This window comes from Streptomyces sp. NPDC001020 (assembly GCF_053599115.1).
Genome location: NZ_JBSFLQ010000067.1, coordinates 1 through 25,043, shown reverse-complemented (window position 1 = coordinate 25,043; position 25,043 = coordinate 1). Strand labels below are relative to the sequence as shown.

The 25,043-nt window shown below is 69.9% G+C and carries 20 protein-coding genes and 5 pseudogenes; 12 read left to right on the top strand and 13 right to left on the bottom strand.

Features of this window, described 5'->3' with window-relative positions:
• Positions 1-78: 78 nt before the first annotated feature.
• Positions 79-411 (top strand): annotated as a pseudogene (locus ACWDEX_RS35510) (cytochrome P450); the annotation flags it as partial.
• A gap of 133 nt (positions 412-544) precedes the next feature.
• On the opposite strand, the gene ACWDEX_RS35505 reads toward ACWDEX_RS35510, so the two are convergent.
• From ACWDEX_RS35505 to ACWDEX_RS35465, 9 genes are all read right to left on the bottom strand, one after another.
• Positions 545-1,774, bottom strand: a complete 1,230-nt coding sequence (locus tag ACWDEX_RS35505; protein ID WP_450468585.1) for a cytochrome P450 — start codon at positions 1,772-1,774, stop codon at positions 545-547.
• A gap of 47 nt (positions 1,775-1,821) precedes the next feature.
• Entirely contained in the window at positions 1,822-2,247 is a 426-nt protein-coding gene (locus tag ACWDEX_RS35500; protein WP_450468584.1) for an integrase core domain-containing protein, read from the bottom strand.
• Entirely contained in the window at positions 2,244-3,149 is a 906-nt protein-coding gene (locus tag ACWDEX_RS35495; protein WP_450468583.1) for a class I SAM-dependent methyltransferase, read from the bottom strand. The genes ACWDEX_RS35500 and ACWDEX_RS35495 overlap by 4 nt, the downstream gene beginning before the upstream one ends.
• A gap of 80 nt (positions 3,150-3,229) precedes the next feature.
• Positions 3,230-4,336 (bottom strand): NAD(P)-dependent alcohol dehydrogenase, encoded by a 1,107-nt coding sequence (locus ACWDEX_RS35490; protein WP_450468588.1) that lies wholly within the window; start codon positions 4,334-4,336, stop codon positions 3,230-3,232.
• A gap of 2 nt (positions 4,337-4,338) precedes the next feature.
• Positions 4,339-5,742: an aldehyde dehydrogenase family protein gene (locus tag ACWDEX_RS35485; protein ID WP_450468582.1), complete on the bottom strand. Its 1,404-nt coding sequence runs from the start codon at positions 5,740-5,742 to the stop codon at positions 4,339-4,341.
• Between the two features lie 8 nt (positions 5,743-5,750).
• Complete coding sequence (locus ACWDEX_RS35480) at positions 5,751-6,506, bottom strand: (5-formylfuran-3-yl)methyl phosphate synthase (RefSeq protein ID WP_450468587.1); 756 nt, start codon at positions 6,504-6,506, stop codon at positions 5,751-5,753.
• Positions 6,507-6,920: 414 nt separating this feature from the next.
• Positions 6,921-7,334, bottom strand: a complete 414-nt coding sequence (locus tag ACWDEX_RS35475) for an IS3 family transposase (RefSeq protein WP_450468581.1) — start codon at positions 7,332-7,334, stop codon at positions 6,921-6,923.
• A 2-nt stretch (positions 7,335-7,336) separates the two neighbouring features.
• The gene (locus tag ACWDEX_RS35470; RefSeq protein WP_450468586.1) at positions 7,337-7,549 is read right to left on the bottom strand and encodes a transposase; all 213 of its coding nucleotides are present in this window, start codon (positions 7,547-7,549) and stop codon (positions 7,337-7,339) included.
• Entirely contained in the window at positions 7,550-8,449 is a 900-nt protein-coding gene (locus ACWDEX_RS35465; RefSeq protein WP_450468580.1) for a helix-turn-helix transcriptional regulator, read from the bottom strand.
• Between the two features lie 55 nt (positions 8,450-8,504).
• Here ACWDEX_RS35465 and ACWDEX_RS35460 point away from each other — a divergent pair.
• From ACWDEX_RS35460 to ACWDEX_RS35450, 3 genes and pseudogenes are all read left to right on the top strand, one after another.
• Positions 8,505-9,417 (top strand): annotated as a pseudogene (locus ACWDEX_RS35460) (MFS transporter); the annotation flags it as partial.
• A gap of 32 nt (positions 9,418-9,449) precedes the next feature.
• A complete protein-coding gene (locus tag ACWDEX_RS35455) occupies positions 9,450-10,796 on the top strand; it encodes an MFS transporter (RefSeq protein WP_450468579.1) in 1,347 nt (448 codons plus the stop codon).
• A gap of 493 nt (positions 10,797-11,289) precedes the next feature.
• Complete coding sequence (locus tag ACWDEX_RS35450) at positions 11,290-11,430, top strand: hypothetical protein (protein WP_450468578.1); 141 nt, start codon at positions 11,290-11,292, stop codon at positions 11,428-11,430.
• Positions 11,431-11,689: 259 nt separating this feature from the next.
• Here the strand turns inward: ACWDEX_RS35450 and ACWDEX_RS35445 are convergent, their stop codons facing one another.
• Entirely contained in the window at positions 11,690-12,502 is an 813-nt protein-coding gene (locus ACWDEX_RS35445) for a hypothetical protein (protein ID WP_450468577.1), read from the bottom strand.
• Positions 12,499-13,050, bottom strand: coding sequence for a SigE family RNA polymerase sigma factor (locus ACWDEX_RS35440; RefSeq protein ID WP_450468576.1), 552 nt, complete (start codon positions 13,048-13,050; stop codon positions 12,499-12,501). Before ACWDEX_RS35440 ends, ACWDEX_RS35445 begins: the two co-directional genes overlap by 4 nt.
• Before the next feature lie 232 nt (positions 13,051-13,282).
• On the opposite strand from ACWDEX_RS35440, the gene ACWDEX_RS35435 reads away from it, so the two are divergent.
• The 5 genes and pseudogenes from ACWDEX_RS35435 to ACWDEX_RS35415 all read left to right on the top strand — a co-directional run bounded on the left by ACWDEX_RS35435 (position 13,283) and on the right by ACWDEX_RS35415 (position 20,654).
• Positions 13,283-16,717: a S8 family serine peptidase gene (locus tag ACWDEX_RS35435; RefSeq protein ID WP_450468575.1), complete on the top strand. Its 3,435-nt coding sequence runs from the start codon at positions 13,283-13,285 to the stop codon at positions 16,715-16,717.
• A 387-nt stretch (positions 16,718-17,104) separates the two neighbouring features.
• Positions 17,105-17,398 (top strand): annotated as a pseudogene (locus tag ACWDEX_RS35430) (DoxX family membrane protein); the annotation flags it as partial.
• A gap of 833 nt (positions 17,399-18,231) precedes the next feature.
• The gene (locus tag ACWDEX_RS35425; RefSeq protein ID WP_450468574.1) at positions 18,232-19,179 is read left to right on the top strand and encodes a Mu transposase domain-containing protein; all 948 of its coding nucleotides are present in this window, start codon (positions 18,232-18,234) and stop codon (positions 19,177-19,179) included.
• A complete protein-coding gene (gene istB, locus ACWDEX_RS35420; RefSeq protein ID WP_450468573.1) occupies positions 19,176-19,970 on the top strand; it encodes an IS21-like element helper ATPase IstB in 795 nt (264 codons plus the stop codon). The genes ACWDEX_RS35425 and istB overlap by 4 nt, the downstream gene beginning before the upstream one ends.
• Positions 19,971-20,102: 132 nt before the next feature.
• A complete protein-coding gene (locus ACWDEX_RS35415) occupies positions 20,103-20,654 on the top strand; it encodes a GNAT family N-acetyltransferase (protein ID WP_450468572.1) in 552 nt (183 codons plus the stop codon).
• A 271-nt stretch (positions 20,655-20,925) separates the two neighbouring features.
• On the opposite strand, the gene ACWDEX_RS35410 is transcribed toward ACWDEX_RS35415, so the two are convergent.
• Entirely contained in the window at positions 20,926-21,591 is a 666-nt protein-coding gene (locus ACWDEX_RS35410) for a TetR/AcrR family transcriptional regulator C-terminal domain-containing protein (RefSeq protein WP_450468571.1), read from the bottom strand.
• Positions 21,592-21,610: 19 nt separating this feature from the next.
• Here ACWDEX_RS35410 and ACWDEX_RS35405 point away from each other — a divergent pair, with 19 nt between their 5' ends.
• From ACWDEX_RS35405 to ACWDEX_RS35395, 3 genes and pseudogenes are all read left to right on the top strand, one after another.
• Entirely contained in the window at positions 21,611-22,873 is a 1,263-nt protein-coding gene (locus tag ACWDEX_RS35405) for a beta-ketoacyl-[acyl-carrier-protein] synthase family protein (RefSeq protein WP_450468570.1), read from the top strand.
• Positions 22,870-23,050 (top strand): annotated as a pseudogene (locus ACWDEX_RS35400) (IS481 family transposase); the annotation flags it as partial. The gene ACWDEX_RS35405 and the pseudogene ACWDEX_RS35400, both read left to right, overlap by 4 nt.
• A gap of 523 nt (positions 23,051-23,573) precedes the next feature.
• Positions 23,574-24,131 (top strand): hypothetical protein, encoded by a 558-nt coding sequence (locus ACWDEX_RS35395; RefSeq protein ID WP_450468569.1) that lies wholly within the window; start codon positions 23,574-23,576, stop codon positions 24,129-24,131.
• Between the two features lie 8 nt (positions 24,132-24,139).
• Here ACWDEX_RS35395 and ACWDEX_RS35390 read toward each other — a convergent pair.
• Positions 24,140-24,757, bottom strand: a pseudogene (locus tag ACWDEX_RS35390) (IS30 family transposase); the annotation flags it as partial.
• Positions 24,758-25,043: the final 286 nt, after the last annotated feature.

The following is a 25,043-nucleotide window of genomic DNA, read 5'->3' as shown; positions in this document are numbered from 1 at the left end:
GTCCAGCTCCATCTCCTCGACCTCCTCGGCCTGGAACCCACACATCCCCGCTGGCCAGAAACCTGAACGAGCTACCCGCGAAGTACGAAGCTAGGCGGGCGGCAGATCCGGGCGGGCGACTGCCTGGTGCTGCGGCTGGCCGCGGCCAACACCGATCCGCAGATCTGGCCGGAGGCGCATGTGGGCGCGGAGAACGCCGCGCACCTGTCGTTCAGCAACGGCGAGCACCGCTGCCCCTATCCGGCACCGCTGCTGGCGGACGTGATGGCGCGAACGGCGGTCGAGACGCTGCTGGAGCGGCTGCCCGACCTGGTGCTGTCGGTGGAGCCGGAGACGCTGACCTGGCGTCCGTCGATCTGGCTGCGGGGGCTGACGGCGCTGCCGGTGCAGTTCACGCCGGTGGTGCAGTAGGGCGGGCGCCCGATGACCCAGTAGGGCGGGCGCCCGGTCGCGCGGCGGCCCGGCCCACCCGGTGGTGCGGCAGCGCGGGCACATGGGCCCCTGGGCGGGGCCCATCACCTCGGCGGTGGTGCCGGTAAGGCGGTCAGGCGGCCGTCACTGGTGTGAACCGCACCGGCAGGCGCTGCGGTCCGCGGGTGAAGACGCCTTCCTCGACCGGGTCGAAGCCGTCGTCGAGGCGCATGTCGGGCATGGCGTCCAGCAGCTGGCTGACACCGATCTCGACCTCCGCCTTGGCGAGCAGCGCGCCGACGCAGAAGTGCCGGCCGAGCGCGAAGGCGAGGTGGTCGGCGGCGGCGGAGAAGGCGGTCGTGGTGGTCAGGTCGTCGCGGAAGATGTCGAAGCGGTCGGGGTCGCGGTAGCGGCTCTCGTCGCGGTTGGCGGCGCCTATCAGGCAGGTGACGGTGACGCCGGCGGGTATGGTGCCGCCGCTGAGCTTCACCTCGGTCGCGGACTGCCGCATGATCATGTGGACGGGCGGGGTGTACCGCAGGGTCTCGGCGAAGGCCCGCGGAATCAGGTCGCGGTCCGCGCGGACGGCGGCGAGCTGGTCGGGGTGGAGCAGCAGGTTCGCGAAGATGCTGGCGATCGCCTTGTCGGTGGTTTCGCCGCCGGCGGCGAGCAGCAGGCTGCAGAACGCCTTGATGTCCTCGTCGCTCATCCGCACGCCGTCGACCTCGGCGGCGCACAGCGTGGACAGCAGGTCGTCGCCCAGTTTGTCGCGGCGTTCCCGGATGATCGGCAGCATGTACTCGGCGAACTCGACACGGGTCCGCTCGCCCGCCGCGGCCACCTCGGGGTCACCCGAGAGGTTGCCGAGGAAGGCGATGACGGATGTGTACCAACGGTGGAAGCGCGCGTGGTCCGCCTTGTCGAGGCCCAGCATGTCGACGATCACGTTGACCGGGAAGCGGGTGGCGTAGTCGTTGACCAGGTCGGCGGAGCCGGAGTTCCGGAAGGCGTCGATCAGTTCGCGCGAGTTGCGCTCGATGACGGGGAGGAATTTCTCCTGAAGGTCGGCTCCGCGGAAGGCGGGGGCGACGAGGGCGCGGCGCACGGCGTGCTCACGGCCGCTGAGCTGGAGGATCGTCTTGCCGTGCACGGGCTCGATCTGCCAGTCGTAGTTGTCGGTGGTGAACTCGCCGTTCTTGTCCTTGAAGACGCGCTCGACGTCCTCGTAGCGCGAGATGATGTAACTCTGCGTGGCCTCGTGCCAGATGAGGGGCGCGGTGTCGCGCATCAGACGGTACGCCTGGTAGGGGTCCGCGGCGAACTCGGGCGAGAGGATGTCGGGCACCTGCTGCGCGGTGGACATGGGGCTCCCTCAAGGTCAGTGACTGGGTTACGGCACAAGGTAATTGATCAATGACCAAGCGAGACAGCCCTCCACCGCCTGCGCCTGCCGAAAACCTGTTCACGCGGCACGTTGGTACTCGTTGAGGATGCCGCCGAGTCGTTGCGTCGTCGTATGTCGAGGTGGGTGATCTGCTCCGGATCGGTGATCAGCATCGGCGAGGGGTGCAGCGGGCGGGCGTTGGCGATGCCCTGGTGCGGCCGGTGGGAGTTGTGGAACCGCTCGAACTCGCGCAGGGCGTGGAGCAGGTGCCGCTGGTTCCAGATCAGGGCGCGGTCCAGCAGCTCACGCCGGCAGGTCCGCACCCACCGTTCCGTGATCGAGTTCATGCGCGGCATCCGCACCCCGCTGAGCACCACTTCGATCCCCGCATGGGGCGGTGTGCTGGATGCCGGGCCCTGTGCGGACGTCGCCGTGAGCGCTGCGGACGTCATAGCCGGGGCTTGTGCGCGAACACCCACCGGTTCCCCTCCAGCGCGTCGTTCGCCTCGGGCAGGGGGCCGCGTCCGTGCTGGTGGGTGAAGTCGAAGGGGGTGTGTACCGAGGTGGACCAGCCCTTGGCCGTCAGGTCGCCCGCGGAGTCGGGTCGTGGTCCCTTGTCGAAGAGGTGGAGCAGGTCGATGCCGATCTGTTCTCGCGTCGCCGTGTAGATCGCGCTGTCGCGGTACTCCAGCAGGTCCTTCTCCAGCTTGGCCTCGAAGGCCAGTGCGCTGCCTTCGGTGGTCAGCCGGTCCACCGTGTCGATGAGGTACGTCTCGGCGGGGCGCGGCAGGTAGAAGAGCAGTCCCTCGGCCAGCCAGACGCTCGGTGCGGCCGGGTCGAAGCCGGCGGTGGTCAGCGCGGTGACCCAGTCGGCGCGCAGGTCGACCGGTACGGGGACGCGCTTCACCTTCGGGGTGGCCGGCAGGTCCGTGAGCACCTGGTGCTTGAACGCCAGCACGCCCGCCCTGTCGATCTCGAAGACCACGCAGTCGTTCGGCCAGTCCAGCCGGAAGGCGCGGGTATCCAACCCCGCGCCCAGCAGGACCACTTGGCGGACGCTCGTACGGACCGATCGTAGGAGGAAGTCGTCGAGGACCCTGGTCCGCAGGCCGAAGTAGCGGGCGAACCGCCCCCACAGCGGGTTGCCGTCCCCGTCCGGGACCTGCTGGATGCGCACCGGCCAGTCCGCGCACGCCGGGGCGGCGCGCACGAAGTGTTCCGCGTAGACGTCCTGGGCCAGGCTGTCGTGGCGGTGGGTCTCGATCGCCCGTGCCGCGGCGACCAGGAGGGCGGTCAGACCCACGCCTCCGTCCACGCCTCCCACGTCCGTGTGCTGCGGCGCCGTGCCGACCATGCTTCCTCCGTTGGCGGGAGTGGGGACTGCGGGGTGCCTGCTTGTCGGATGCGGTGAGTCTGCGGTGCTGCATGCCTCGCTCATCGGCTTCTTCCCTCCGGGAGCAGGACGGGTTTGACCACGCGGCCCGCGTCGCAGTCGCGTTCGGCCTCGTTGATGTCGGCCAGCGGGTAGGTGCGGATCAGCTGGTCGAAGGGGAAGCGTCCGGCCTTCCACAGCCCGGTCAGCCGGGGTATCAGCAGTTCGGGTACGGCGTCCCCTTCGCAGATGTGGCGGATGCTGCGGCCTCGGTCCAGTGTGCCCGGTTCGAGCGGCAGCGCGGTGTGGAGCCGTGCCACCAGGCCGAGGGTCCCGGTGGGGCGCAGTGCCCGGAGCGCGTCGTTGATGAGCGGGGACGAGGCCGTGGTGTCCAGCGCGTACTGCGCGCCGCCGTCGGTCAGCCGCCGGATCCGCTCGGGCAGTCCGGCCGTTTTGGCGGGCAGCGGGATCGCGCCGAACCGTTCGGCCAGGGCCAGCCGTTGGGGATGCCTGTCGACGGCCACGGTCAGCGCGCCGGCGGCGGTGGCCGCCATCACCGCGGCCAGGCCCACCGCTCCCGCGCCGAAGACCGCGAGGGTGTCGCCGGGGCCGGCGCCGAAGGCGTTCAGCACGGCCCCGGCGCCGGTGAGGAAGCCGCAGCCGAGCGGCCCGAGCAGTTCGACGGGCAGTGCGGGGTCGACCCGGACGGCGTTGCGGGCCGGGACGAGCGCGTACTCGGCGAACGAGGACTGGCCGAACCACCGGGGGGCCAGCGCTTTTCCGGTCGCGTCGGTGAGCCGCGGCGCGTCCTCCTTGCGTCCTCCGAAGAGGTTGAGGGAGGCGAAGGAATCGCAGTAGGCGGGGGCCGCGCCGCGGCAGTTCCGGCAGTGTCCGCAGGAGTCGAAGCTCAGCACGACGTGGTCACGGACGCCGATCGCGGCGTCCGGGCCGCCGCCCGTCCGCACCACGACCCCGGCCCCCTCGTGGCCGAGCACCGCCGGCAGCGGGCTGCGGCCGGCCGATCGCCGGACCGCGAGATCGGTCCGGCACATCCCGCACCCCGCGATCTCCACCAGGATCTCGCCGTCGGCGGGTTCCGTGCGCAGGCTCACCTCCTCGACCGCGAACGGGTCCTCGTACGAGCGCAGTACGGCCGCCTGGAACCGCATCGTCATGCCTCCTGCGGGCGGTGGACGACGAACGGCCGGAGGTTGCCGTAGAGCCCCCACCGTCCGCTCGCGAGGCCGACACCGCTGTTCTTGACGCCGGCGAAGGGCTGGGCGAGGGACAGCTCGGCATGGTGGTTGATCCAGACCGTGCCGCATTCGAGCCGGTCGGCCACCGCCTCGGCCCGGTCAAGATCGGTGCCCCATACGGAGCCGCCCAGTCCGAAGCCGGTGCCGTTGGCCGCGTCGACGGCTTCGTCGAGGCTCCGGTACGGCAGCACCGGCAGGACCGGTCCGAACTGTTCCTCGGTCACCACCGGGCTGCCGGGCGGGACATCGGTGAGGATCGTGGGAGCGAAGAAGTAGCCCGGCCCGTCCACCCGGTGGCCGCCGGCCGCCGCCCGGGCGCCGTCCGCCAGGGCCTGCTTCGCGACCTGCTCGACCCGCGCCAGCTGGGGGGCGTTGTTGACCGGGCCCAGCCGGGTGTCCGGGTCGAGGCCGGCCCCGACGGCGACGGTCTTCGCGCGCTGGGCGAGGGCCTCGACGACCTCGGCGTGGAGCTGGGCCGGGGCATAGACGCGTTTGACCGCCATGCAGACCTGCCCGCAGTTGCGGAACGCGGCCCAGAACAGCCGGTCCGCGATCCGGTCCACCTCGACGTCGTCCAGCAGGACGGCGGCGTCGTTGCCGCCCAGTTCCAGGGTGACCCGGGCGAGCGAGGCCGCCGCCGCTTCGGCGACGGCCCGCCCGGTGGGCACCGAGCCGGTGAAGGTGACGTGGCGGATGCCCGGGTGGGAGGCGAGGCGGGCGCCGAGGGGTTCGCGGCCGGTGACGACGGTCAGTACGTCCTCGGGCAGGGCGGTGGCCAGGACGGAGCCGAGCAGTCGGGTGGCGAGGGGGGTGAACGGGGACGGTTTGAGGACCACGGTGTTGCCCGCCGCGAGCGCGGGCGCGAACTTCGCCGCCGCGAGCTGGAGGGGAAAGTTCCACGGCACGATCGCGGCGACGGGTCCGAGGGGTCGCCAGCGGATCTCGCTGTGCACGGGCCGACCGTCGGTGATCCGCCGGGTTCTGGGGGCCAGGTCGGCGAAGTAGCGCAGGCGGGCCGTCGTACGGGCGATCTCCGCGTACGACTCGGCCAGGGGTTTGCCCTGTTCCCGGGTGAGCAGCCGGGCGAGGTCGTCGCCGGCCGTCTCCACGGCGTCGGCCGCCACGCGCAACGCGGTGGTGCGGGCGGCGGGGTCGGTGCGCCAGCCGTGCCAGGCCCGGTGGGCCCGTTCGACCACGGCGTCCAACTCGTCCGGCTGCTGGTCGGGGGCCTCGTCGAAGGTCTCCCCGGTGGCCGGGTCGACGACGGCGAAACGCGCGGCCCGGCGTCCGCGCACGCGGTCGGGCTCAGATGTCGGCATGCCGGTGGTCAGTTCACGGTGGGAACGCCGGCCGCGTGCTCCCAGGCATGCCGGTCCATCTCCGCCCGGAAGGCGGCCACCAGATGCGGCTGAATCCTTCCGGCATTGCGGTCGCCGCCCTCGCAGACCGCTCCGCGTACGCCCACAATGTCCGTGCCGATGCGGGTCAGCGGACCGAGGTCGGACTGTTTGACACTGCCCGCGAGGGCGGCGAGCAGACCGGACGCGTGGGCCAGCCGGACGAACTCGGCACAGACGTCCGACGGAACGTGGTCGAACAGCCGCGTCCCGTCCTTGATGGCGGTGTCGAGCATGGCCGCGTCGGCGCCGGAGCGGGCGGCGATGTCGGGCACGGCGAGCGGGTTGACGCAGCCGATGCGGTGGGCGTCGGCGTAGCCGGAGGCGACGACGAGCGCTTCGGGGCGGTGGTCCTTCACCGCCCGGACGACCGCGCGCATGACCTCGATGCCCTGATCGGGCGTCGTGCATCCGTAGAGGCCGACCTTGATGTACGTGGCGCCGGAGACGACCGCGCCGAGCGCGGCTTGGGCCACCGTGCCGGGTTTGTACGGGACGTCTCCCACGGTGGCGGACACCGGTTTGTCCGCCGGGACCGCGTCGCGGATCTCTTTGATGACCCAGGGGAAGTTGGCGCCGAGCGAGCCCTCGTCGGGCTTCTTGACGTCGACGATGTCGAGGTGCTCCGCCGCTTTCGCACAGTCGAGGGCCTCCTCGACGCTGTCCGGGGAGATGAGAAGCAACACCATGGGCTCCTTCCGCCGCATGTCCGCCTGGCCGAGGGACAGGGGTGCGGATCACCTGGTTCATGTGCGGTGTGCTCATCATTTCCGCCGCCTGTGGGCACCGGTAGAGCGCGCGGAGTTCCCATGGGGCGCTCGTGCCCACGCGTAGTGCGCCGCGCGCACCGGCGTGAACCGGCCAGGTCACTTCGGCTGCCCGAGCTTGGCGCGTGGCGTGTACGCGCGTCCGGGGCGAGCCGAAACCATCACACCGTGTCCGTGTTTCTTCGGCCCGATGAGCAGGTGGAAATCGGCGAACCGGCCACGGCTTACAACGGCTAACACAATGAGGTGCACCGGTCCGTTCGGACGTCTCCGGATGGTGAGTTGAGCGTTGTCCGATGCATGGGGGCATCGCCGTGGATCGTGTCGGATGTGTCAATCCCGTGGTTGCGTAGAGACGTTGGTTATGCGGCTCGGCTCAGGGGCGGTCTTCCGTTTCCCAGGCCGCGTCAGCGAATGGCGCCGGCGAGGCGGCTTGCGGCCCTGCAGGCCGAGTTCGGCCATGATCTCGGCGACGGTGTTCTGTGACACCTGCCAGCCCTCCTCCCACAAATCCAGCGTGATCCTCGGCGAGCCGTACGTCCGGCCGGAGCGGTCGAAGAAGTAGCGGATCCGTTCGGCCAGCTCTGCCCGCCTGATTTCGCGTTTCGTCGGCTCGGACGGTCGGCGGCGCCACTTGTAGAACCACGCCACCAACACGCCCAGTGCCCAGCAGGAGGTGCGGTGCGGAATGCTGTGCACGGTCTTCTGGTCGCTGATCACCCCGACGAGCACCGCCGGGTCCGCCACAGCTACTTCACCCAGAGGACCATGCAGCGTTTGAGTACATCACGCTCCATGGCCAGTTCCTTGTTGTCCTTCAACTGGGCGTTCTCCCGCCGCAGCCGCGCGAGCTCCTCACTCTCACCCACCGCCCCAGCCTCGCCGGCCCTCCGGGCCCGCGACACCCAACTCGCCAGCGTGGTCTCGTTGATCCCGAGATCCTTCGCTGGCGTGAGTGGCAGTCACCTCTCCAGGCGCTGGGCCGCTTCGGCGTCGGCGGCCTCGGGTTGCTGCTGGTCGGCGACTTGGTTGGACAACAGGCGCAGCGCGTCGGCCGAGGCCGTGTCGTTGGGTGTGTAGACCTCCAGCCGGTGGTCGGGGCTGTCGGGCTGGAGCCACACTTGGTAGTCAATGTCGACGTCGCCGACGGTCGGGTGCTGCAGGGGCATGGTGCCCGCGGTGCAGTCCGCGACATCGCCCCTGGCCCACAGGCTGGCGAAGTCCCCGCTGTGCATGGCGAGTTCGCCGATCAGTTCCGCCAGCCGGGCGTCAGTGGGATACCGGCCCGCGGTGAGCCGCAGGTAGGCCACATGGATTCGGGCGAGTTCGTCCCAGTTCCGGTGAAGGTCTTGGGTGAGGGGGTCGAGGAAGAACATCCGGGGGATGGACGGCCTTCGCGCGGGATCGTAGGGCGCCGTGAAGTCGATGTGCTCGGCAACGAGGGCATGTCCGGTGCGGTTCCAGGCCAGTACGTCGCCACGGCGGCCGAGCACGACGGCCGGTGTGCTGTCTCCCAGGGACGCCAGGAGCGACAGCACCCGTTGATGCGGCCTTTCCGGACGGGGGCGGACCAGGCGTGATGGGGAGGACTGACGAGAGAGGTTGTGCAGGTGGGCTGTCTCGGCCGGATCGAGCCGGAGCACCTCGGCGAGCGCCTTGAGGACCTGCCGGGAAGCGGTACCGGCTTGGCCTTGCTCCAGTCGCGTGTAGTAGCCGACGCTCACGCCGGCGAGCTGGGCGAGCTCCTCGCGGCGCAGGCCCGGTACCCGGCGGGCGGTGCCGTAGGTGCGCAGTCCGACGTCGGCAGGCGTGACCCGGCTGCGGCGGGTCTTGAGATAGGCCCCGAGGCTCTCCAGTTCCATGACCTTGAGCGTAGGTACCTCGGTCTGTGTCTGGGTGTCCCCGTGAGGTGTACCCATGACACGGGGATGGTTGCCGGGCGCACAGCACCGTCGGATGCATGAATGCACAGCGTGTCCCTCACTCACCCGGTCTGCGGGCGTGGCTCGGTCTGCTGGTGGTACTCGGCCCGGTACTGCTGGTCGCTATGGACGGATCGGTCCTGTTCCTGGCGATGGCCAAGATCTCCGAGGCGCTCTCGCCGACTGCCGATCAGGCGTTGTGGATCCTGGATGTGTACGGATTCGCGGTCGGGTCCCTGCTCATCGCGTTCGGGAACATCGGCGACCGGTACGGGCGGCTGAAGCTTCTGATGACCGGCACGGCGGTGTTCGGCGTGGCCTCGGCGGGAGCGGCGTTCGCCCCTGGGCCGGAACTGCTGATCGCCTTCAGGACGTTGATGGGTGTGGCCGGTGCCACGCTGCTGCCGTCGGCGCTGGCGGTGCTCAGCGAACTGTTCACCGACCCGCGCCGGCGGGCGAAAGCGATCGGGATCTTCGCGGCCACCTTTGCCGCCGGCTTCGCGATTGGCCCGGTCGTCGCCGGACAACTGCTGAGCTGCTTGTGGTGGGGGTCGGTCTTCTTGATCAATCTCCCCGTCATCGTGCTCTTCCTGGTCCTGGCCCCGGTTCTGCTCCGCGAGGTACATGCCACACGGACCGGTCGCATCGACATCCTGAGCGTTGTGTTCTCCGCATCAGGCATCCTGCTGACCGTCTACGCGATCAAGCACTCTGCCACGGAGGGGCTGACCGCGACCTCCGTGGCCGCAGGGGGCGTGGGCATCGTCACCCTGGGGTGGTTCGCCCGGCGGCAACTCCGCCTCGAACACCCACTGATCGACTTCACTCTCTTCCGCGACCGGGTGTTCATGATCGCGGCCGTAACCGGGCTTCTGCCTCTGGCCGCGTGGTCTGCAATGGCCTACCTCGCGTCTACTCGCTGACTCTGGCTGCCCTTCTGGTGACCTGCGGCACCCTCGGCGATCGCATCGGCCGGCGCCGCATGGTGCTCAGCGACTTCTCCACCTTCGGTCTCGCCTCCGCGGTGGCCGCCTTCTCGACCTCGACGGTACAACTCATCGCCGCCCAAGCCGCATTGGGCGTCGGCGCGGCGATGATCACGGCGTCCACCGTGGCGATCATCCGGGTCGTCTTCACCGACGACCGCGAGCGCGCCATCGCGATCGGCATGTGGACCTCCGCGCACAGTGTCGGGGCCACGGTCGGTCCGCTAGCCGGCGGTCTGGTCACCGAGAAGTGGGGCTGGGGAGCTGTGTTTCTCATCAATGTCCCCGTCATCGTCGTCATCCTGGCCGTCGGCGCCCCGGTCATCCCCGAGTCCCGCAACCCCGTACCCCGCCACTGGGACATGGCCAGTGTCGCGCTGTCCGTCACCGGCCTGGCCGGCGTGGTCTACGCGCTCAAGCAGGCCGGTGAACACGCGGGGTTGAACGCCATGATCGTCCTCACAGGCCTCGCCGGAAGCGCCCTGCTCCATGCCTTCGTGCGACGCCAACGGAGCATCCCCGAGCCCTTGTTGGACTTCACCCTTTTCCGCGAGCGTCGCTTCAGCACGGCCACGCTAAGTGTTATCGGTTGCTTCGGCAGCTATGTCGCCCTGCTGTTCTTCCTCACCCAGTGGTTGCAGCAGGCGGGCGCGTACTCGCCGGTGCGCGCCGGGCTCGCGCTGATGCCGCTGGCGGGCGCCAACGCCATCGGCGCGGTCACGGCTCCCTGGATGGCGAACCGGTGGGGCAACCGCTGGGCACTCACCGGAGCGCTCTCCTTGTTCGCCGTCGCGTACGCCGCCATCGCGGTCGTCGGTGACGCCTCGCACTACGGCGAACTGCTCGTCCCGCTGCTCGCCGCGGGGTACGGCGTCGGCATCGTCATGACCTTGGGCGCGGACTCCATTATGGGCGCCGCACAGCCCGAGCGGTCCGGGGAGGCGGCCGCCATCCAGGAGACGTCCTTCGAACTCGGCGCGGGGCTCGGCGTCGCCGGTCCCCGGCACTGTCCTGACCGTCGTGTACCGCACGGGCCTGCCCGACGTGCCCGGCCTCTCCGGAGAACAACAGGCCAAAGCCCGGGAGTCGTTCGCCGCAGCGGAGGATGTCATGGCGCATCTGCCGTCCCGGACCGCACACGCGGTGCTGTACTCGGCACGGCACGCGTACGACCGCGCCTTCATCGCGGTGTCGGTGACCGCGGCGGTCGGCCTGGCCGCCACGGCACTCATGGCAGCGGTTCTGCTGCGTCCCCGCGTTGCTATCGAGCAGGCCGACGAGGACCGACCGTGAGGATGTGACGTGGCTTCTCCGACGGGTCCAGCTCACGGGCTGACCGACGTCTTGTTAATGGTGGAGTCGGATATTGGAACTGGCAGTAGCGCGACGATCCGTTACGGCACCTGACGGGCATCGGCCCCGCCACCCCGCTACCGTGTGCGGGCATGGATGGCCGCGCTCCCCATACCGATCCCGCCTCGGTGCATCCGCTCTGTGGGGTGTGCCCGGCCTCGCGGTATCCCCGTGGGGCATTCGTCGTGTTCGACCGGCCGTGCCGCGAGGCGCCCTTCAATCCGGCGGACGGACACCGTTACACCCTGGCAGGGGAGCCGGCCTGCGTGCACCCGCACAAGATCGGCCTGCCGCCCGACCGCACCGCGGCACTGTACGAGCCCGCCCCCATCGCCGCCCCTCCACCGCCCGCACGTATCCGGTGGTGGACGTGGGTTCGACGGAGGACCGCCCGGCGGCGAGAGTAGGCCGCATCGGTGGTCGCCGAGCGCGGTGATAGCCGTGCTGAGGCAGGTGTGGTGGCGGGCACGTGCTGACGCCGACCCGGCGGCCGCCGAAGCGGTGTACGCGGGGATGACCGAGGAGATGACCGGCGCCGGATTCGACGTCACCCGTCAGAAGCTGTTTCGGGTCCTTACATGACAAGTTGAGTGGGCGGTCGACTGAGTCTCCTGATCAACCGCCCAGCAGGAGATCGCCCCTCTGGTCTTCCGCTGAGGAACCGATCGGCTACGGGCTGCGGAGCAAGCTGCTGAGGGTCGCAGCAGTGACGGTCCCGAGGACGTCGTCTGGTCGCGAACCACGCCGCCGCACCTGCGAACACCGTTGCCACCCAGGTCGGCACCCCAGTCCCCCCGCCCCGGTCCGCATCGGCAGCGGCCGGGGCGGGGCTTGCCACAGGTCAGAACTTCCAGGCGGGGTCGTTCGCAATCTTCAGCAGTGCGGTGGTGTCCAGCTGCGGCTGTGACGGCGTGCTGTGCGCCCCCTTTCCGTCGGGTCGGCCGGTCCACTGCTGAAGGGTCGTCGTTCGGCCGTCCTTGCGCAGGACCCGGACGTACCAGGACGGCCGCCCGTCCTGGGGAAATCGCAGCGTCACTGCCTCCGCTCGTGCGCCGTCGGCGAGTTCGACCACCTTGCAGTCGCTCGCCGAGGCGGCGTTGCGCGGAGCCGGTGCGCCCGGCCGGGGTGCGACCTTCGGCATCGTGATGCTCGCGCAGAGAGGCACCTGCGGGCCCCTGGCCGTGTATTCCGCCCCACCGACGAACTCCACCGGGCCGGTGCCGCCGTCCCACTGCACGCGGTAGGTCCGGCCGGGGAAGTCTCCCTCCCGGACGGTCGCCTTCCCCGGCGGGAGCAGCCCGACCAGGGTGCCGGCGAGCTGCTTGCTGCTCCACCGGGTCGTGTGCTCGGTCCCCGGCCCGAAGGCGTCGGGCCTCAGCGTCTGCGGCGCCTCGCTCTCGGTCGCGGCGGGCACCAGCGGGCCGACGACCGGGTCGGCCGCGGCCAACGGGGCCGCGCCCGGGTCGGCACCGGGCGTGAGCAGTGCCAGGGCGGCCACCGCCGCCCCCGCGGTCAGGCCCACTCCGGCCAGTGCACCGCGGCGACGGACACGGCTGCGCCGTCCGGCCGCGACCACCGTGTCCACGCTGGTCCGCAGCGGCGGCTCGTCACGGAGCCCGGCCTCCAGAAGGGTCTTGACATCGTGGTCGTTCATCGCAGTGCAACCTTCTCTCGGGTGGAATCGGCTGGAGAGGCGAACGCCCCGAACGTGTCGGGGTCCGCGTCGTTCCCCAGGAGCGAGCGCAGGCGGGCCAGTGCCCGCGCGGTGTGGCTCTTCACCGTGCCGGTGGAGCAGCCCATGGCCTTGGCGGTCGCGGCGATGTCCAGATCGGCCCAGTAGCGCAGCACCACCACCGCCCGCTGCCGCGGCGGCAGGACGGCCAGCGCGGCGCGCACCTGGAGTCCCAGTGCCGGGTCCGTACAGGGCTCGGCGCGGTCGGGCAGTACGCAGGAGGGCTGTTCGCGACGCCAGCGCCGCCGCATGTGGTCGACGCAGGCCCGGGTCAGTACGCGATGGGCGTACGCCTCCAGGTTCTGTATCTGGCGGCGCCGCCCCCACACGGCGTACAGCTTCGCCAGCGCCGTCTGCGTGATGTCCTCGGCGTGGTGCCAGTCACCGCACATCAGGTAAGCGGCGCGGCGCAGGTGCGCCAGCCGCTCCTCGGCGAAGCCGCGGAATTCCTCCAGGTCACCGGTACGCAATGCGTGCCTCCGTTCGTCTCTGCCCCCTTCGACGGAGCCGGCCGGTCGCGGGGATGTCACGGGCCGTGAGATCTCTTCGAATTATTTTTTTCTGACGTCCCGTGACCTCCCCGCGCCCCGTCCGCTCCGTCGTTCCTGTCGAGACATGGAACAGGCGGCGCCGCGGCCGAAGCGTTCGCCCGCGTGATGCGGGCGGACGCTGCCGCGGGGCCGCGCGATCGAGAGGACACGTATGCGACGCATACGTACGGCAAGCCCGCCGACCGCCGTCGTGCTGGGCGCACTGCTGATCGGTACGGCGGCCGCACCGCCCGCCGGGGCGGCCCCGCCCCGCGCGGCCACGGCGGCCGGCACGGGGTCGGTGGTGAACCTGACGCTCATCACGGGCGACCAGGTCACCGCCCGGGTCGGCGCCCACGGCACGGTGTCCGTGGTCACGGTACGGCCCGGTCCCGGACGCGAGGACATCGTGTTCACCCAGCAGGGCAGCGGGGGTTCGGTGTCGCTGGTGCCGCAGGACGCGGTGGCGCCGCTGCGCGCCGGGCATCTGGACCCCCGCCTGTTCGACATCACGGGGCTCGTGGCCCAGGGGTACGACGACGCCCACAGCCCGCAACTGCCGCTGATCGTCACCTACGACGAGACAGCCGGAAAGAGAGCCGCACCGCAACCGCCGGCCGGGACAACTGCCGTGCGCTCCCTGGCGAGCGTGCACGGCGCGGCGCTGCGGGCCGACAAGAAGCGGGTGTCCCAGGTCTGGAAGCAGTGGGGCCCCGCCGTGTCGCAGCAAAAGTCGGCGGCCACCCTCGCCCCGGGCGTGGCCAAGGTGTGGCTCGACGGCAAGGTCGGCGCCAGCCTGGACCGCAGCACAGCCCAGGTCGGTGCACCGCAGGCATGGAAGTCCGGCTGGACCGGAAAGGGCGTGAAGGTCGCGGTGCTGGACACCGGCATCGACTCCACGCACCCCGACTTCTCCGGCTCGATCGGCGAGTCGGCGGACTTCACGCAGGACAACGGTGCTGTCGGCAGCAGCGTCGTTGACGGCGGCGGTCACGGCACGCACGTGGCCTCCATCATCGCCGGGGACGGTGCCGCGTCCGACGGCCGCTACCGGGGCATGGCACCCGACGCCGAAGTGCTGGTCGGCAAGGTGCTGAGCGACGAGGGCCGCGGGCAGGAGTCGTGGGTCCTCCAGGGCATGGAGTGGGCCGCGAAGCGGGCGCCCATCGTCAACCTCAGCTTGTCCGGCGGCGTCACCGACGGAACCGACCCCCTCTCGCAGGCCATCGACAACCTCTCCGCGAGCCACGGCACGCTGTTCGTCGTGGCAGCCGGCAACCGCGGACGCCCCGGTACGGTCAGCGCGCCCGGTACGGCCGATGCAGCACTGACCGTGGGCGCCGTCGAACGCAACGACGCGCTCGCCGGCCTGTCGAGCCAGGGGCCGCGCCTGGGCGATCACGCGGTCAAGCCCGACCTGACGGCGCCGGGCATCGACATCGTCGCGGCCCGCGCAGCCGGCACCGACGGCGACAACCCGGTCAACGACCGCTACACCACCATGTCGGGCACCTCGATGGCCACGCCGCACGTCGCCGGCGCCGCCGCGCTGCTCGCCCAGGCCCACCCGGACTGGAAGGGGCCGCAGCTCAAGGCCGCACTGACCTCCTCGGCGAAGCCGATCGCCGGACAGGGGGCGTACGAGCAGGGCGCCGGACGCCTGGACGTGGCGCGGGCCACCGCCCAGAGCGTGTTCGCCACCGCCGAGGACACCGGCGTGTACTTCGCCGACCCGAAGGCCACCGAGCCGGTCACCCGCACGGTCACGTACCACAACACCGGCACGGCAAAGGTCTCCCTCACCGTGGCCGCCGCAACCACCGGCCGGGCCGGCGAGCCTGGACCGAAGGGCCTGCTCACCGTGGAGCCGAGCAGTCTGACCGTCCCCGCCGGGGGCACGGCCCAGGCCACGGTCACCATCGATCCGGGGACCGCGGCGGCCGGCACCTCCTTCAGCGGACGCCTGACCGCGACCGCCGAGGGCGGCACCGTGGTGACCGGCCCGGCCTTCGCGGTCACCAAGGAGGCCGTACAGCGCCAGGTCACGGTCGAGGCCGTCGACCGCAACGGCGCACCCCTCGGCCCGGGCTCACGCGAACAGGGCTTCTCCTTCGTACGGTTGACGAACCTCGCCGACGGCCAGGCGTTCACCCTCACCTTCAAGGACGGCACGGCCACCGCCCGCGTGCCGGAGGGCCGCTACAACCTCGGCGGCACCGTGGTCACCCCCAAAACGGACGGCGCCGCACCGACGTCGACCCTGTTCCTCCAGCCCGAGCTCGACGTCCGCCAGGACAGCCGGCTCACGGTGGACGCCCGACAGGGCAAGCCGATCACCGTCGCCGTCCCGGACCCCGAGGCGCAGCCCTACTCGCTGTCGGCCGGCTACTGCTACCGCCCGGCCGGGGACAAGACGTGCGGGGACCAGGGTGCCCTGCTCGGCAGGCCCGGACGGCTCTACGTCATCCCCGGCAAGCGGGTGTCCGACGGCACGCTCGGCTTCTACGTCCGCAGCCTCCAGAACGGCACGCAGGCGTCGAAGGGACGCCTGCCCGACCACTACGACCTGCTGCTGGTCACCGCCGGTTCCCTCCCCGACCCGGCCTTCCGTGTCACCCGAAAGGATCTGGCCGCCGTCAAGAACACCTACTACGCGCAGGGGCCCGGTACCGTCGGCAACATGGGCAGCTGGCCCACCGAGTCCGGTCTGGACGGGGTGAGCATCGCCGAACCGAACTTCGCGCTGCCCGCGGCACGCACCGAGTACATGACCGTGCGCGGCCAGCACCGCGAGACGTACTTCAGCCAGCAGGTCGGCAAGGATGGCGAGTACATGCCGCTGCCCACCACCCAGACCGGCATCGTCTCGTGCACGGCCGGCAGCACCTGCGCCGACCGGTGGAACGCCTCCGTCATCGGCCCGGGCCTGGCGCCCGTCAAGGACGACGCGCCGTCGATCGGCCGCGCCAGTGACGACACCATCAGCGCGGAACCGCAGCTGTTCAGCGACGCGGCCCCCCGGCACTACGGCGGCCCGATCCCCCACTGGCAGCGGGACACCGTGCACATCACCCTGGCGAAGGACGGGCAGAAGCTCGCCTCCAGCGACTCCCCCAGGGCCACCTTCGCCGTCCCCCGGGGCGCGGCCACCTACCGCCTGACCGCCCGGGCCACCCGCGAGGAGCCCTGGGCGTCGCTCTCGACGACGGTGGAGACGGCATGGACCTTCCGCTCCGCGGCGGTCGCCCCCGGCGCCGACGACGAGGTGCGCACCGAAGCGCTGCCATTGGACGTCGTCCGCTTCATCGCCCCCGTCGACACCGCCAACCAGACCGCCCGCACCAGGCACACACTGACCGCACGGGTGGAACGGCAGGCCGGCGCCGCGGCGTCCAGGACGAAGAGCCTCACCGTGCAGGTCTCCTTCGACGACGGCGCGACCTGGCAGGACGCCCCGGTGGCCTCGAACGGCACCGCGAAGCACCGCGTCACCATCACCCCGCCCGCAGGCTCCGGGTCCTTCGTCTCCCTGAAGGCCACGGCACGCACCGCCGACGGCGGCACTGTGGAACAAACCATCCTGCGCGCCTACCGCCTGGCGCCCTGACCGCGGCGAACCGCCCCGGGCAACACACCTTCCACTCCTCGAGCCGCCCCGGCAGACACTGCCGGGGCGGCTCCGCCGCTGGTCGCGGATCTCTGGGCTGCGACGCTGCCCGATCGGTTTCGACGGGCTCCGGCTACCGCGTGGCCCGTACTGCCCCTGCCTGGGGACGCTGGCGAGTACGAGGGTGTCGCCGCCGCTGTGGAGCGCGCTGCCGGAGCGCTCGCGCAGGCAGGTCTCAGAGCAGGCGGCCGTCAGGGTCCCCGCTCACGGCCCGCTGAAGCTGGCCGATCTCGCCCTCCAAGGTCGCCCGCACCGGCCACAGCATCGCGCTGCCCGGGGTCCCCACCACCTCTACGTCCTGAACCCCCGGCACGAAGTAGCCATCGCATGACCTCCCCCACGATCAGCCGCACCACCTCCACCACAACGATGTCCCCGCACGCGTACGACATCGGGCTCCTGGTGCTGCGCCTCACCCTCGGCCTCACCATGGTCGCGCACGGCGGCCAGAAGTTGTTCGGCTGGTTCGGAGGCGGCGGCGTCGACGGGACCGCGCAGCTCTTCACCTCGGTCGGCTACCCCTCCGGAAAGACGATGGCCGTCGTGGCCGGGCTCACCGAGACTCTGGGCGGGCTCGGACTCGTCCTCGGCCTGCTCCCGGGCACCGACCCGGCGGCTCTGTCCCGATTCGCCGAGGACCGCTGGAACGTCGACCCCGCGGTCTTCGAGGAACACGCCAAGGCCAGGAGCCTGAACTTCGCCACCATTCCCCGGCCGCTGCGGCAGGACGCCAAGTACTACATCTGGCAGCTGATCAACCACCCCAGCCCCGGCACGATGCGCCACTCCGGCGGCGGCGACCGCCCCGCCATCGCCACGATCCTGACGGTGTTCAGCTCATTCAAGGAGTTCCTGAGCTGGCTGCACCGTCACGGCGTCACCGCCTTCGACCAGGTCACCCCTGCCCTGCTGGACGAGTACCTCGTGGACGTGGATGACGAACCGATCAGCATGGTGCGCAAGTACCGGCGCATCGGCGAAGTACGGCGGCTGTGGTTGGCCCGCGGCATCCTGCCGCCAAGGATGCGGCTTCCGGCCGTCCCGCCCTGGGGCGGGCAGGAGTCACGCGATCTGTTCGGGCGGCTCCGTGTGGACCGGGACAACCGCACGCCCCGCATCAGTGAGCTGACCATGCAGCATCTGCTGATCTGGGCGATCCGGTTCACCGAGGACTTCGCCGATGACATCGTGGCCGCCCGCGCCGAATACGAGGGATCACGTCTGCGCCAGCTGGCCGGCGCGACACGGTCGCCGGTGAAGATCCGCACAAGGATAGCCCGCCTATCTGGACCGGCTGCGCGAGCACGGCGGCACACTGCCCGGACAGGTCGGCCCCGACGGCACACTGGTGATCAACTGGCGGCACATCGGCAGGATCCTGGGCTGCACGGAATCGGTGCGGCTCACGGCCAGTGACCGCAAGGCGATCGAGTCGGGCATCCCTATCGCCGACGGTGCCTACCTGGACACTCTGGCCACCGCCCGGCATCGACGGCGCCCACGAGAAGGGTGGAGTCGAGGGGCAGATCGGCTACTTCCGCCGCAACCACTTCACCCCGGTCCCGGAGGTCGACTCACTGGCGGAGCTGAACGAGCTGGTCGAGCAGTGGGACCGCCACGACGGCCGACGCCGGATCGGATCCCGGCCGCGGACGATCGATGAGTACTTCGAGGTCGAGCGGCCCCTGCTGCTGCCGCTGCCCGAGGAACCGTTCGAAACAGGCCGGGTGTTCACGCCGCGCGTCGACCGCTACAGCCAGATCGCGGTCCGCACCAACCGCTACTCGGTGCCGGTCCGGTTGATCGGCAAGCGGGTCAGAGTGATGCTGCACGCCTCTCACCTGGTGGTTTACGACAGGAACGTGGAGATCGCCCGGCATGAGCGGCTGATCGCGAAGGGCAGCTGCCGCCTGGATCTGGACCACTACCTCGAAGCCCTGATCCGCAAGCCGGGCGCCTTTCCTGGTGCGACCGCTCTGGAACAGGCCCGCTCCGCAGGCAAGTTCACCCCGGTGCACGACGCGTGGTGGGCGGCGGCGGTCAAGGCCCACGGCGACGCCGAGGGCACCCGGGCCCTGATCGAGGTGCTGCTGGGTCGGCACATCGCGCACGAGCACCTCGTCGCGGGCCTCGCGACGGCACTGCGGGCGGGGGCCCTGACTGCGGACGCGGTCGCTCTGGAGGCCCGCAAGGCCGCCCAGTCCGAGGACGAACCGTCGCTTCCCGCCTCATCACCTCAGGCCGTCGGACAGCCATCGGCGACGGTGACGTTCCTGCACGAGTGGAAGCTGCACCACCTTCCGCCGGACACCAGGCCGCTGCCCTCGGTGACGCCCTATAACCAGTTGCTCCGACGTCGTCGCGCCAGCGGCGGTGACCACCGAGAGGGAGAAGCACAGTGACCCTGCCCCGCCAGCGAGGCTTGACCGAGCAGGCCGCCACCACCGCCATCGACACCGCCTGCCGTCTGCTGCGGCTGCCGTCGATCCGCAACGAGTTCGCCGACATCGCGACAGCGGCTGCCAAGGACCAGATGACCTATCGCGGCTTCCTCGCTGAGCTGTTGATGGCGGAGTGCGACGACCGGGCCCGCCGCCGCTCGGAACGGCGGATCAAGGCAGCTGGGTTCCCGAGGGAGAAGTCGTTGCGGACCTTCGACTTCGAGGCCAACCCCAACATCGACCCGGCCACCGTGAATACCCTCGCCAGCTGCGAGTGGATCAAGAAGAGTCAGCCGCTCTGCCTGATCGGTGACTCCGGCACCGGCAAGTCCCACATGCTCATCGCCCTGGGCGCCGAGGCCGCGATGAAGGGCTACCGGGTCCGCTACACGCTCGCCACGAAGCTGGTGAACGAGCTGGTCGAGGCAGCCGACGAGAAGCAGCTGAACAAGACCATCGCCCGCTACGGCCGCGTCGATCTTTTGTGCATCGACGAACTCGGATACATGGAACTGGACCGGCACGGCGCTGAGTTGCTGTTCCAGGTCCTGACCGAGCGCGAGGAGAAGAACAGCGTCGCCATCGCCTCCAACGAGTCGTTTGGCGGGTGGACGAAGACCTTCACCGATCCCCGTCTCTGCGCGGCCATCGTCGATCGCCTGACCTTCAACGGCACCATCATCGAGACCGGCACCGACTCCTACCGGCTCGCCAGCACCCGAGCCAAGGCAGAACAGGCTGCCACGACCTGAGCAGCCGAGGACTGGCGCGGTCGCCGACACTCCGCTGCCAGTACCCGGATCAGCTCATCCGGCCATGCCGGGGGCCTTTGTTTTGACTGAATGCGTTGGCGTGCATCGGCGGGTTCAGGCAGCATCCCGCCCATGGAGCAACCGCCCGAGTTCCTCCGTCGCAGCGACGTCGAGCTTCGTCGCTGGCGCGAGGACGACCTTGAGATCCTGTGTCAGGTGGTCAGTGAGTCACTCGATCACCTGCGCCCCTGGATGCCGTGGGTGGCGAATCATGGTCGCGAGCTGTGGGAGGGGTTCTTGGCGCGCAGTGAGAGGGGGTGGGAGGCCGGCTCGGACTTCCGGTATGCGATCACCTCGGGGGGAGAAGTGATCGGCAGCTGTGGGCTGCGTCAAGTCGGTGCCGGCGTCTGGGACATCGGCTACTGGCTCCATCCTGCATGGACGGGCAAGGGATTCGCGACCATGGCCGCTGGGGCGCTGGTGGGCGCGGGGAAGGGCATCCCCGGTGTCGATCGGATCGAGATCCGTCATGATGCGGCCAATCCCGCCAGTGGCGCGGTCGCGCGTCGGCTCGGCTTTGCCGAGGCGGAGCGGGTGAGGGAACCGGACGGTCCGGAAGCCCCCGGCGAGGTGGGCGTCACGGTGGTTTGGTGCATTGACGTCCGGCCAGCGGCAGCATCCTGACGGAGTGGACGATTCTTAAGTAGCTGCCACCCACACCATCACGGACCCGAGCCGAGTGCCCGCCAAGGCCGGCTGATGTCTGCTGCTACGCACTCGACGGCCCGCCGCCCTCCGTGCGGCGGCCCCCCATGACTGACGTCACTTCTCGTGAACATCTGCAAGCCTCAAGATCGCTAAGTGCTGCTCAAACCGGCAAACAAACGCTGCTGCTTGGAGTGAACGAAGCCAATCGCGGGAACCGCGCACATTGTCGCCGGCCTGTTCGACTGAGCTAACCGGGATCGGGTTCGTCGTGGATGGTCAATGCTCCGGCGAGGTCGAGGTCGGCGACAGTGCCATGTGCCCCGGCGCGGACGAGCAGCACTGCGCCGAGCGCGGTGCTCCAGAACGTCCTGGCTTCCACGTTGAGCGGTCGACGGGTCCTCCAGCCGCGACTGTCGATGAGCTGACTCACGAATCGCTCGGATTGCCGAAATAGCAACTGGAGGTGCTGGTCGACCACGGAGGCGAGTTCGGGCTTGGAGATCCCGGCGGCGAGCGCTCGCGTGACTGACGGGAGCGAGGGCATGGCCAGTACGGCGCGGGCGATGTTGCGCCGAAATGTCGCCGCGTCGGGGGCTTGGCGACCGATGCGCTCAATCCGTCGGGCGTCGTGCAGCAAGCCGAGAAAGGCGGCGTGCACGAGGAGCGAGTCCTTAGAACCGAAGTAGTAGGTGACCTGATTAGGGAAGACGCCTGCCGCGTTCGCGATCTCCGCGACGCTCACCTCAGCACCGGGCCGTTCCTTGCAGAGCCGTGCAGTTGCCTCAATCAGCCGACGCCTCGTCGCGCGACCGCGGTCACGCGAACGAGCCGACGTTGATCGAGCTTCGGTTCGCTTCTTCTCCACACCCAAATTGTATGTGATACAACAAGACTTCGTTCGCTTGTATCGCATACAAGAAAGGTCCAGGGACATGCACCGGACTGAAGTTGTCGTGACCGGACTCGGCGCGATCACACCACTCGGGGCAGACGTGGCGTCCACCTGGGACGCCCTGCTTGCCGGCGAGTCCGGCATCCGCGGCGGCGTCCTGCCCGGCCACGAGGACGTCGGCCTTCCTGACACTGTCGCGGGGACGATGGCGATCGACCCCGCCGAGTCGCTGCTGCCGGTGCAGGCCAGGCGGCTCGACCGCTCGCAGCAGGCAGCCCTCACCGCGGCGGCCGAAGCCTGGGCCGATGCCGGCGCCCCGCGGGTCGCCCCGGACCGGCTCGCATCATCGATCGGCACGGGCGTCGGGGGCGTACAAACGCTGCTGAAGGAAGACGACGTGCTGGAGGCGGCCGGGACGCGGCGCGTCTCGCCACGCACGGTCCCGATGCTCATGCCCAATGCGGCGGCGGCGCTGATCAGCATCGAATACGGGGCACGGGCCGGGGTCTACACGCCCGTCTCGGCATGCTCCTCCGGTGCCGAGGCGATCGCCCTGGGAGCCAGGCTCATCCGTGCAGGCGAGGCGGACGTGGTCATCGCGGGCGGGACCGAGGCCGCGATCACCCCGATTACCGTCGCCGGCTTCGCCCAGGCACAAGCACTGTCACGTCACACCGCTGAACCCGCCTCAGCGTCCCGGCCGTTCGCCGCGGACCGTAGCGGATTCGTCCTCAGTGAAGGCGCCGCTGTCGTGGTGCTCGAAAGCGCCGAGCACGCCAGCGCCCGAGGCGCGCGCATCCACGCGGTACTCGCGGGCGCCGGCATCGCCGCCGACGCTCACCACATCACGGCGCCCGCTGCCGACGGCTCCGGTCAGATCTCGGCCATGCGGAAGGCCCTCGCGCAAGCCGGCTTGGCTCCCAAGCAGATCAGCCACATCAACGCCCACGCCACCGGAACTCCGGTCGGCGACGCCGCCGAGGCACACGCGATCAGGGAGGTCTTCGGCCGCGCCACCGTGACAGCCCCCAAGGCGGCGCTCGGTCATCTCTTTGGCGCCGCCGGCGCGATCGAAGCACTCATCGCCGTCCTCAGCGTGGAGCACGGCGTCATCCCGCCGACTCGCAACCTCACCGCGGCCGGCGTCGGGCCCGACATCGATCTCGATGTCGTCGCAGACCGACGAGACGTCCCCCAGGAGGCCGTGCTCAGCAACTCCTTCGGCTTCGGTGGGCAGAATGTCTCACTCATCGTCACCGGCGCACGGCACCACGCGTCCCCTACGGCCGCGACGACACCATGACCCACGCGAACGCACCGTTGTCCGTGGAGGGTCGCCGCCGATTGATCGAGCGTTGCAAGACTCGTCCGATTATGCGTGTCGCCGCAGAGATGGGGGATGTCCCGAGCAGCGGCGTCGAAGTGGGTGAACCGGCGACACGGCGAACTTGGGCTGATCGATCGAAGCTCGACGCCGCACGGCGGTCGACCCCCCGTCATCACCGACGACATGCTCCACACCGTGCTGTGGCGCCGCGCGGGCGGCCAGTCCGTCGAGCAGATCCAGCCCGACCCGATCATCCCCACGGGCAAGCGCAAGGGACAGAACCCCTCGGTGGCCAGCATCTACCGGGCGCTGGCTGAGCACGCCAAGCGCAAGGCGTACCCCGAAGCCGTCGAACAGGCCCATGCCGACTTCGCCGCACTCAGGTCGGCGATGTGCCTCGACCCCGCTTCGCCCTCCCTAACCAACCATCACTCTGATTACAGTGAGCTACTTGCCACTTCGCCGTAGCTTCGGGAGAACAGGGCCGAGAAGGGCGGATTCCAGTGGTCGTCGCAACACGTGACATCTGGCGTGTGGCACAGCAAGTTAAGCAGTCGCCCGGTCGTGATCACGCGGCCGGGCGACGGTGGCGCACGCATCGGCCAGACCGGCGGACCGCAGGCCTGCGTATGCTCGCCTCGATTGCTGACTCCAGGAGAGGCTGGGAGGGGTGCGCGTGCTGAGGCTGCTCGGCTTCTTCGATGACTTCGGTTACTCGAGCGAGTTGGCTGCGGGACCGCTGGGGGCCCAGGTGCAAGCGTCCGGCGAACCGGATGAAGCAGAAATCGTGGGGTATTTGGACGTAGGTCATCGCCTCACGTACTTCATGGAGGCGGGGGTCGATGTCCTCACGGGTGAGGTTCACCGGCACACGTCCGGCTGTTCGTCGCTTGTCACCGATGGCATGTGGGTGTGGCGCGCGGACTTTGCGCACTATCTGGAGGCGTACCACGTGCCGTTGCCTGCAGCCTTCGTTGCCCGGGTTCGCGGGCTTCACCACCAGATGCCGGACCTGGTCGGTGCGGACTTCGCACCGGTCTTCGACGAGATCATCCTGGGGTTCGGATGGACGGAGGTCGAGCCGTGGGATGCGGAGTCGCTCCTGCGCCCACAGCCACGGACTGTTCCGACTCGTGCGGAGTTCGTGGCAAGGGTCCGGCAAGAACGGCCTGCAGGCTCCTGGGGGAAGGCGCCACGCAAGCCTCGCAGAGGTAAGACGCACGGTTATCAGTGATCGCGATATCAGGCGGTCAGTAGTTTGTGCAGACGCTCGGCTGGGGTCTCCCAGCCGAGCGTTTTGCGTGGTCGGCTGTTGAGCTGGGCGGCGACTGCGGCGAGGTGCTCGCGGGTGTGCACGGACAGGTCAGTGCCCTTGGGGAAGTACTGCCGCAGCAGACCGTTCGTGTTCTCGTTCGAGCCGCGCTGCCAGGGGCTGGCGGGGTTGCAGAAGTAGACCGGAATGTCGGTGGCGACGGTGAGACTGCGGTGGGCGGCCATCTCTGCTCCCTGGTCCCAGGTCAGGGAGCGCTTGAGGCGGGGCGGCAGCCGCTGTGCGGTTTCCATCAGGGCGTCGCGGACGCTGGCTGCGGTGTGGTCGGTCGGCAGATGGAGGAGCATCACGTAGCGGGTGCTGCGTTCGACGAGGGTGCCGATGGCCGAGCCGCTGTTCTTACCGATGATGAGATCGCCTTCCCAGTGGCCGGGCACGGCCCGGTCGTCCGCTTCGGCCGGTCGGTCGCTGATCATGACCATGGGATCGGTGAAGCGCGGCTGCCGACAGTTGGCCTGGCGGTGGGGCTTTCGGCGGGCGCGTCCGGTGCGCAGGGCGCCGGCCAGCTCCCGGCGCAGCGCTCCGCGTCCTTATGGTCGTCGGCGTCTCAGCGGCCAACGTCCACGACAGCGAAGGGCTGAAGGTCCCTGAGGACATCGGCATACTCGGACGACATGTAGTTGCTGCCCCGATCCGAGTGGAGTATCGCTCCCTTCACGAGCTTGCGGTTCCGGTCTGCTGGTGTGAGTGCGGTGTCCGGATTCTCGTGCAGGTCGTGCGCGGTTGCCGAGCACCGTGATCGTCTGACAACGAGGCCAGATGGCTTCCGTGGTCCGGCTGACGACGTGCGCGACGGGTCGAGATCCCCCTGTTCAG

Bases quoted from the DNA above. Each gene is read 5' to 3' on its own strand.
- ACWDEX_RS35415 (WP_450468572.1), top strand. From the start codon at position 20,103: ATGGAGCAACCGCCCGAGTTCCTCCGTCGCAGCGACGTCGAGCTTCGT.
- ACWDEX_RS35485 (WP_450468582.1), bottom strand. From the start codon at position 5,742: ATGCCGACATCTGAGCCCGACCGCGTGCGCGGACGCCGGGCCGCGCGT.
- ACWDEX_RS35500 (WP_450468584.1), bottom strand. From the start codon at position 2,247: ATGACGTCCGCAGCGCTCACGGCGACGTCCGCACAGGGCCCGGCATCC.
- ACWDEX_RS35445 (WP_450468577.1), bottom strand. From the start codon at position 12,502: ATGAACGACCACGATGTCAAGACCCTTCTGGAGGCCGGGCTCCGTGAC.
- ACWDEX_RS35405 (WP_450468570.1), top strand. From the start codon at position 21,611: ATGCACCGGACTGAAGTTGTCGTGACCGGACTCGGCGCGATCACACCA.
- ACWDEX_RS35435 (WP_450468575.1), top strand. From the start codon at position 13,283: ATGCGACGCATACGTACGGCAAGCCCGCCGACCGCCGTCGTGCTGGGC.
- ACWDEX_RS35465 (WP_450468580.1), bottom strand. From the start codon at position 8,449: ATGGAACTGGAGAGCCTCGGGGCCTATCTCAAGACCCGCCGCAGCCGG.
- ACWDEX_RS35505 (WP_450468585.1), bottom strand. From the start codon at position 1,774: ATGTCCACCGCGCAGCAGGTGCCCGACATCCTCTCGCCCGAGTTCGCC.
- ACWDEX_RS35410 (WP_450468571.1), bottom strand. From the start codon at position 21,591: ATGCGATACAAGCGAACGAAGTCTTGTTGTATCACATACAATTTGGGT.
- ACWDEX_RS35495 (WP_450468583.1), bottom strand. From the start codon at position 3,149: ATGGTCGGCACGGCGCCGCAGCACACGGACGTGGGAGGCGTGGACGGA.
- ACWDEX_RS35490 (WP_450468588.1), bottom strand. From the start codon at position 4,336: ATGCGGTTCCAGGCGGCCGTACTGCGCTCGTACGAGGACCCGTTCGCG.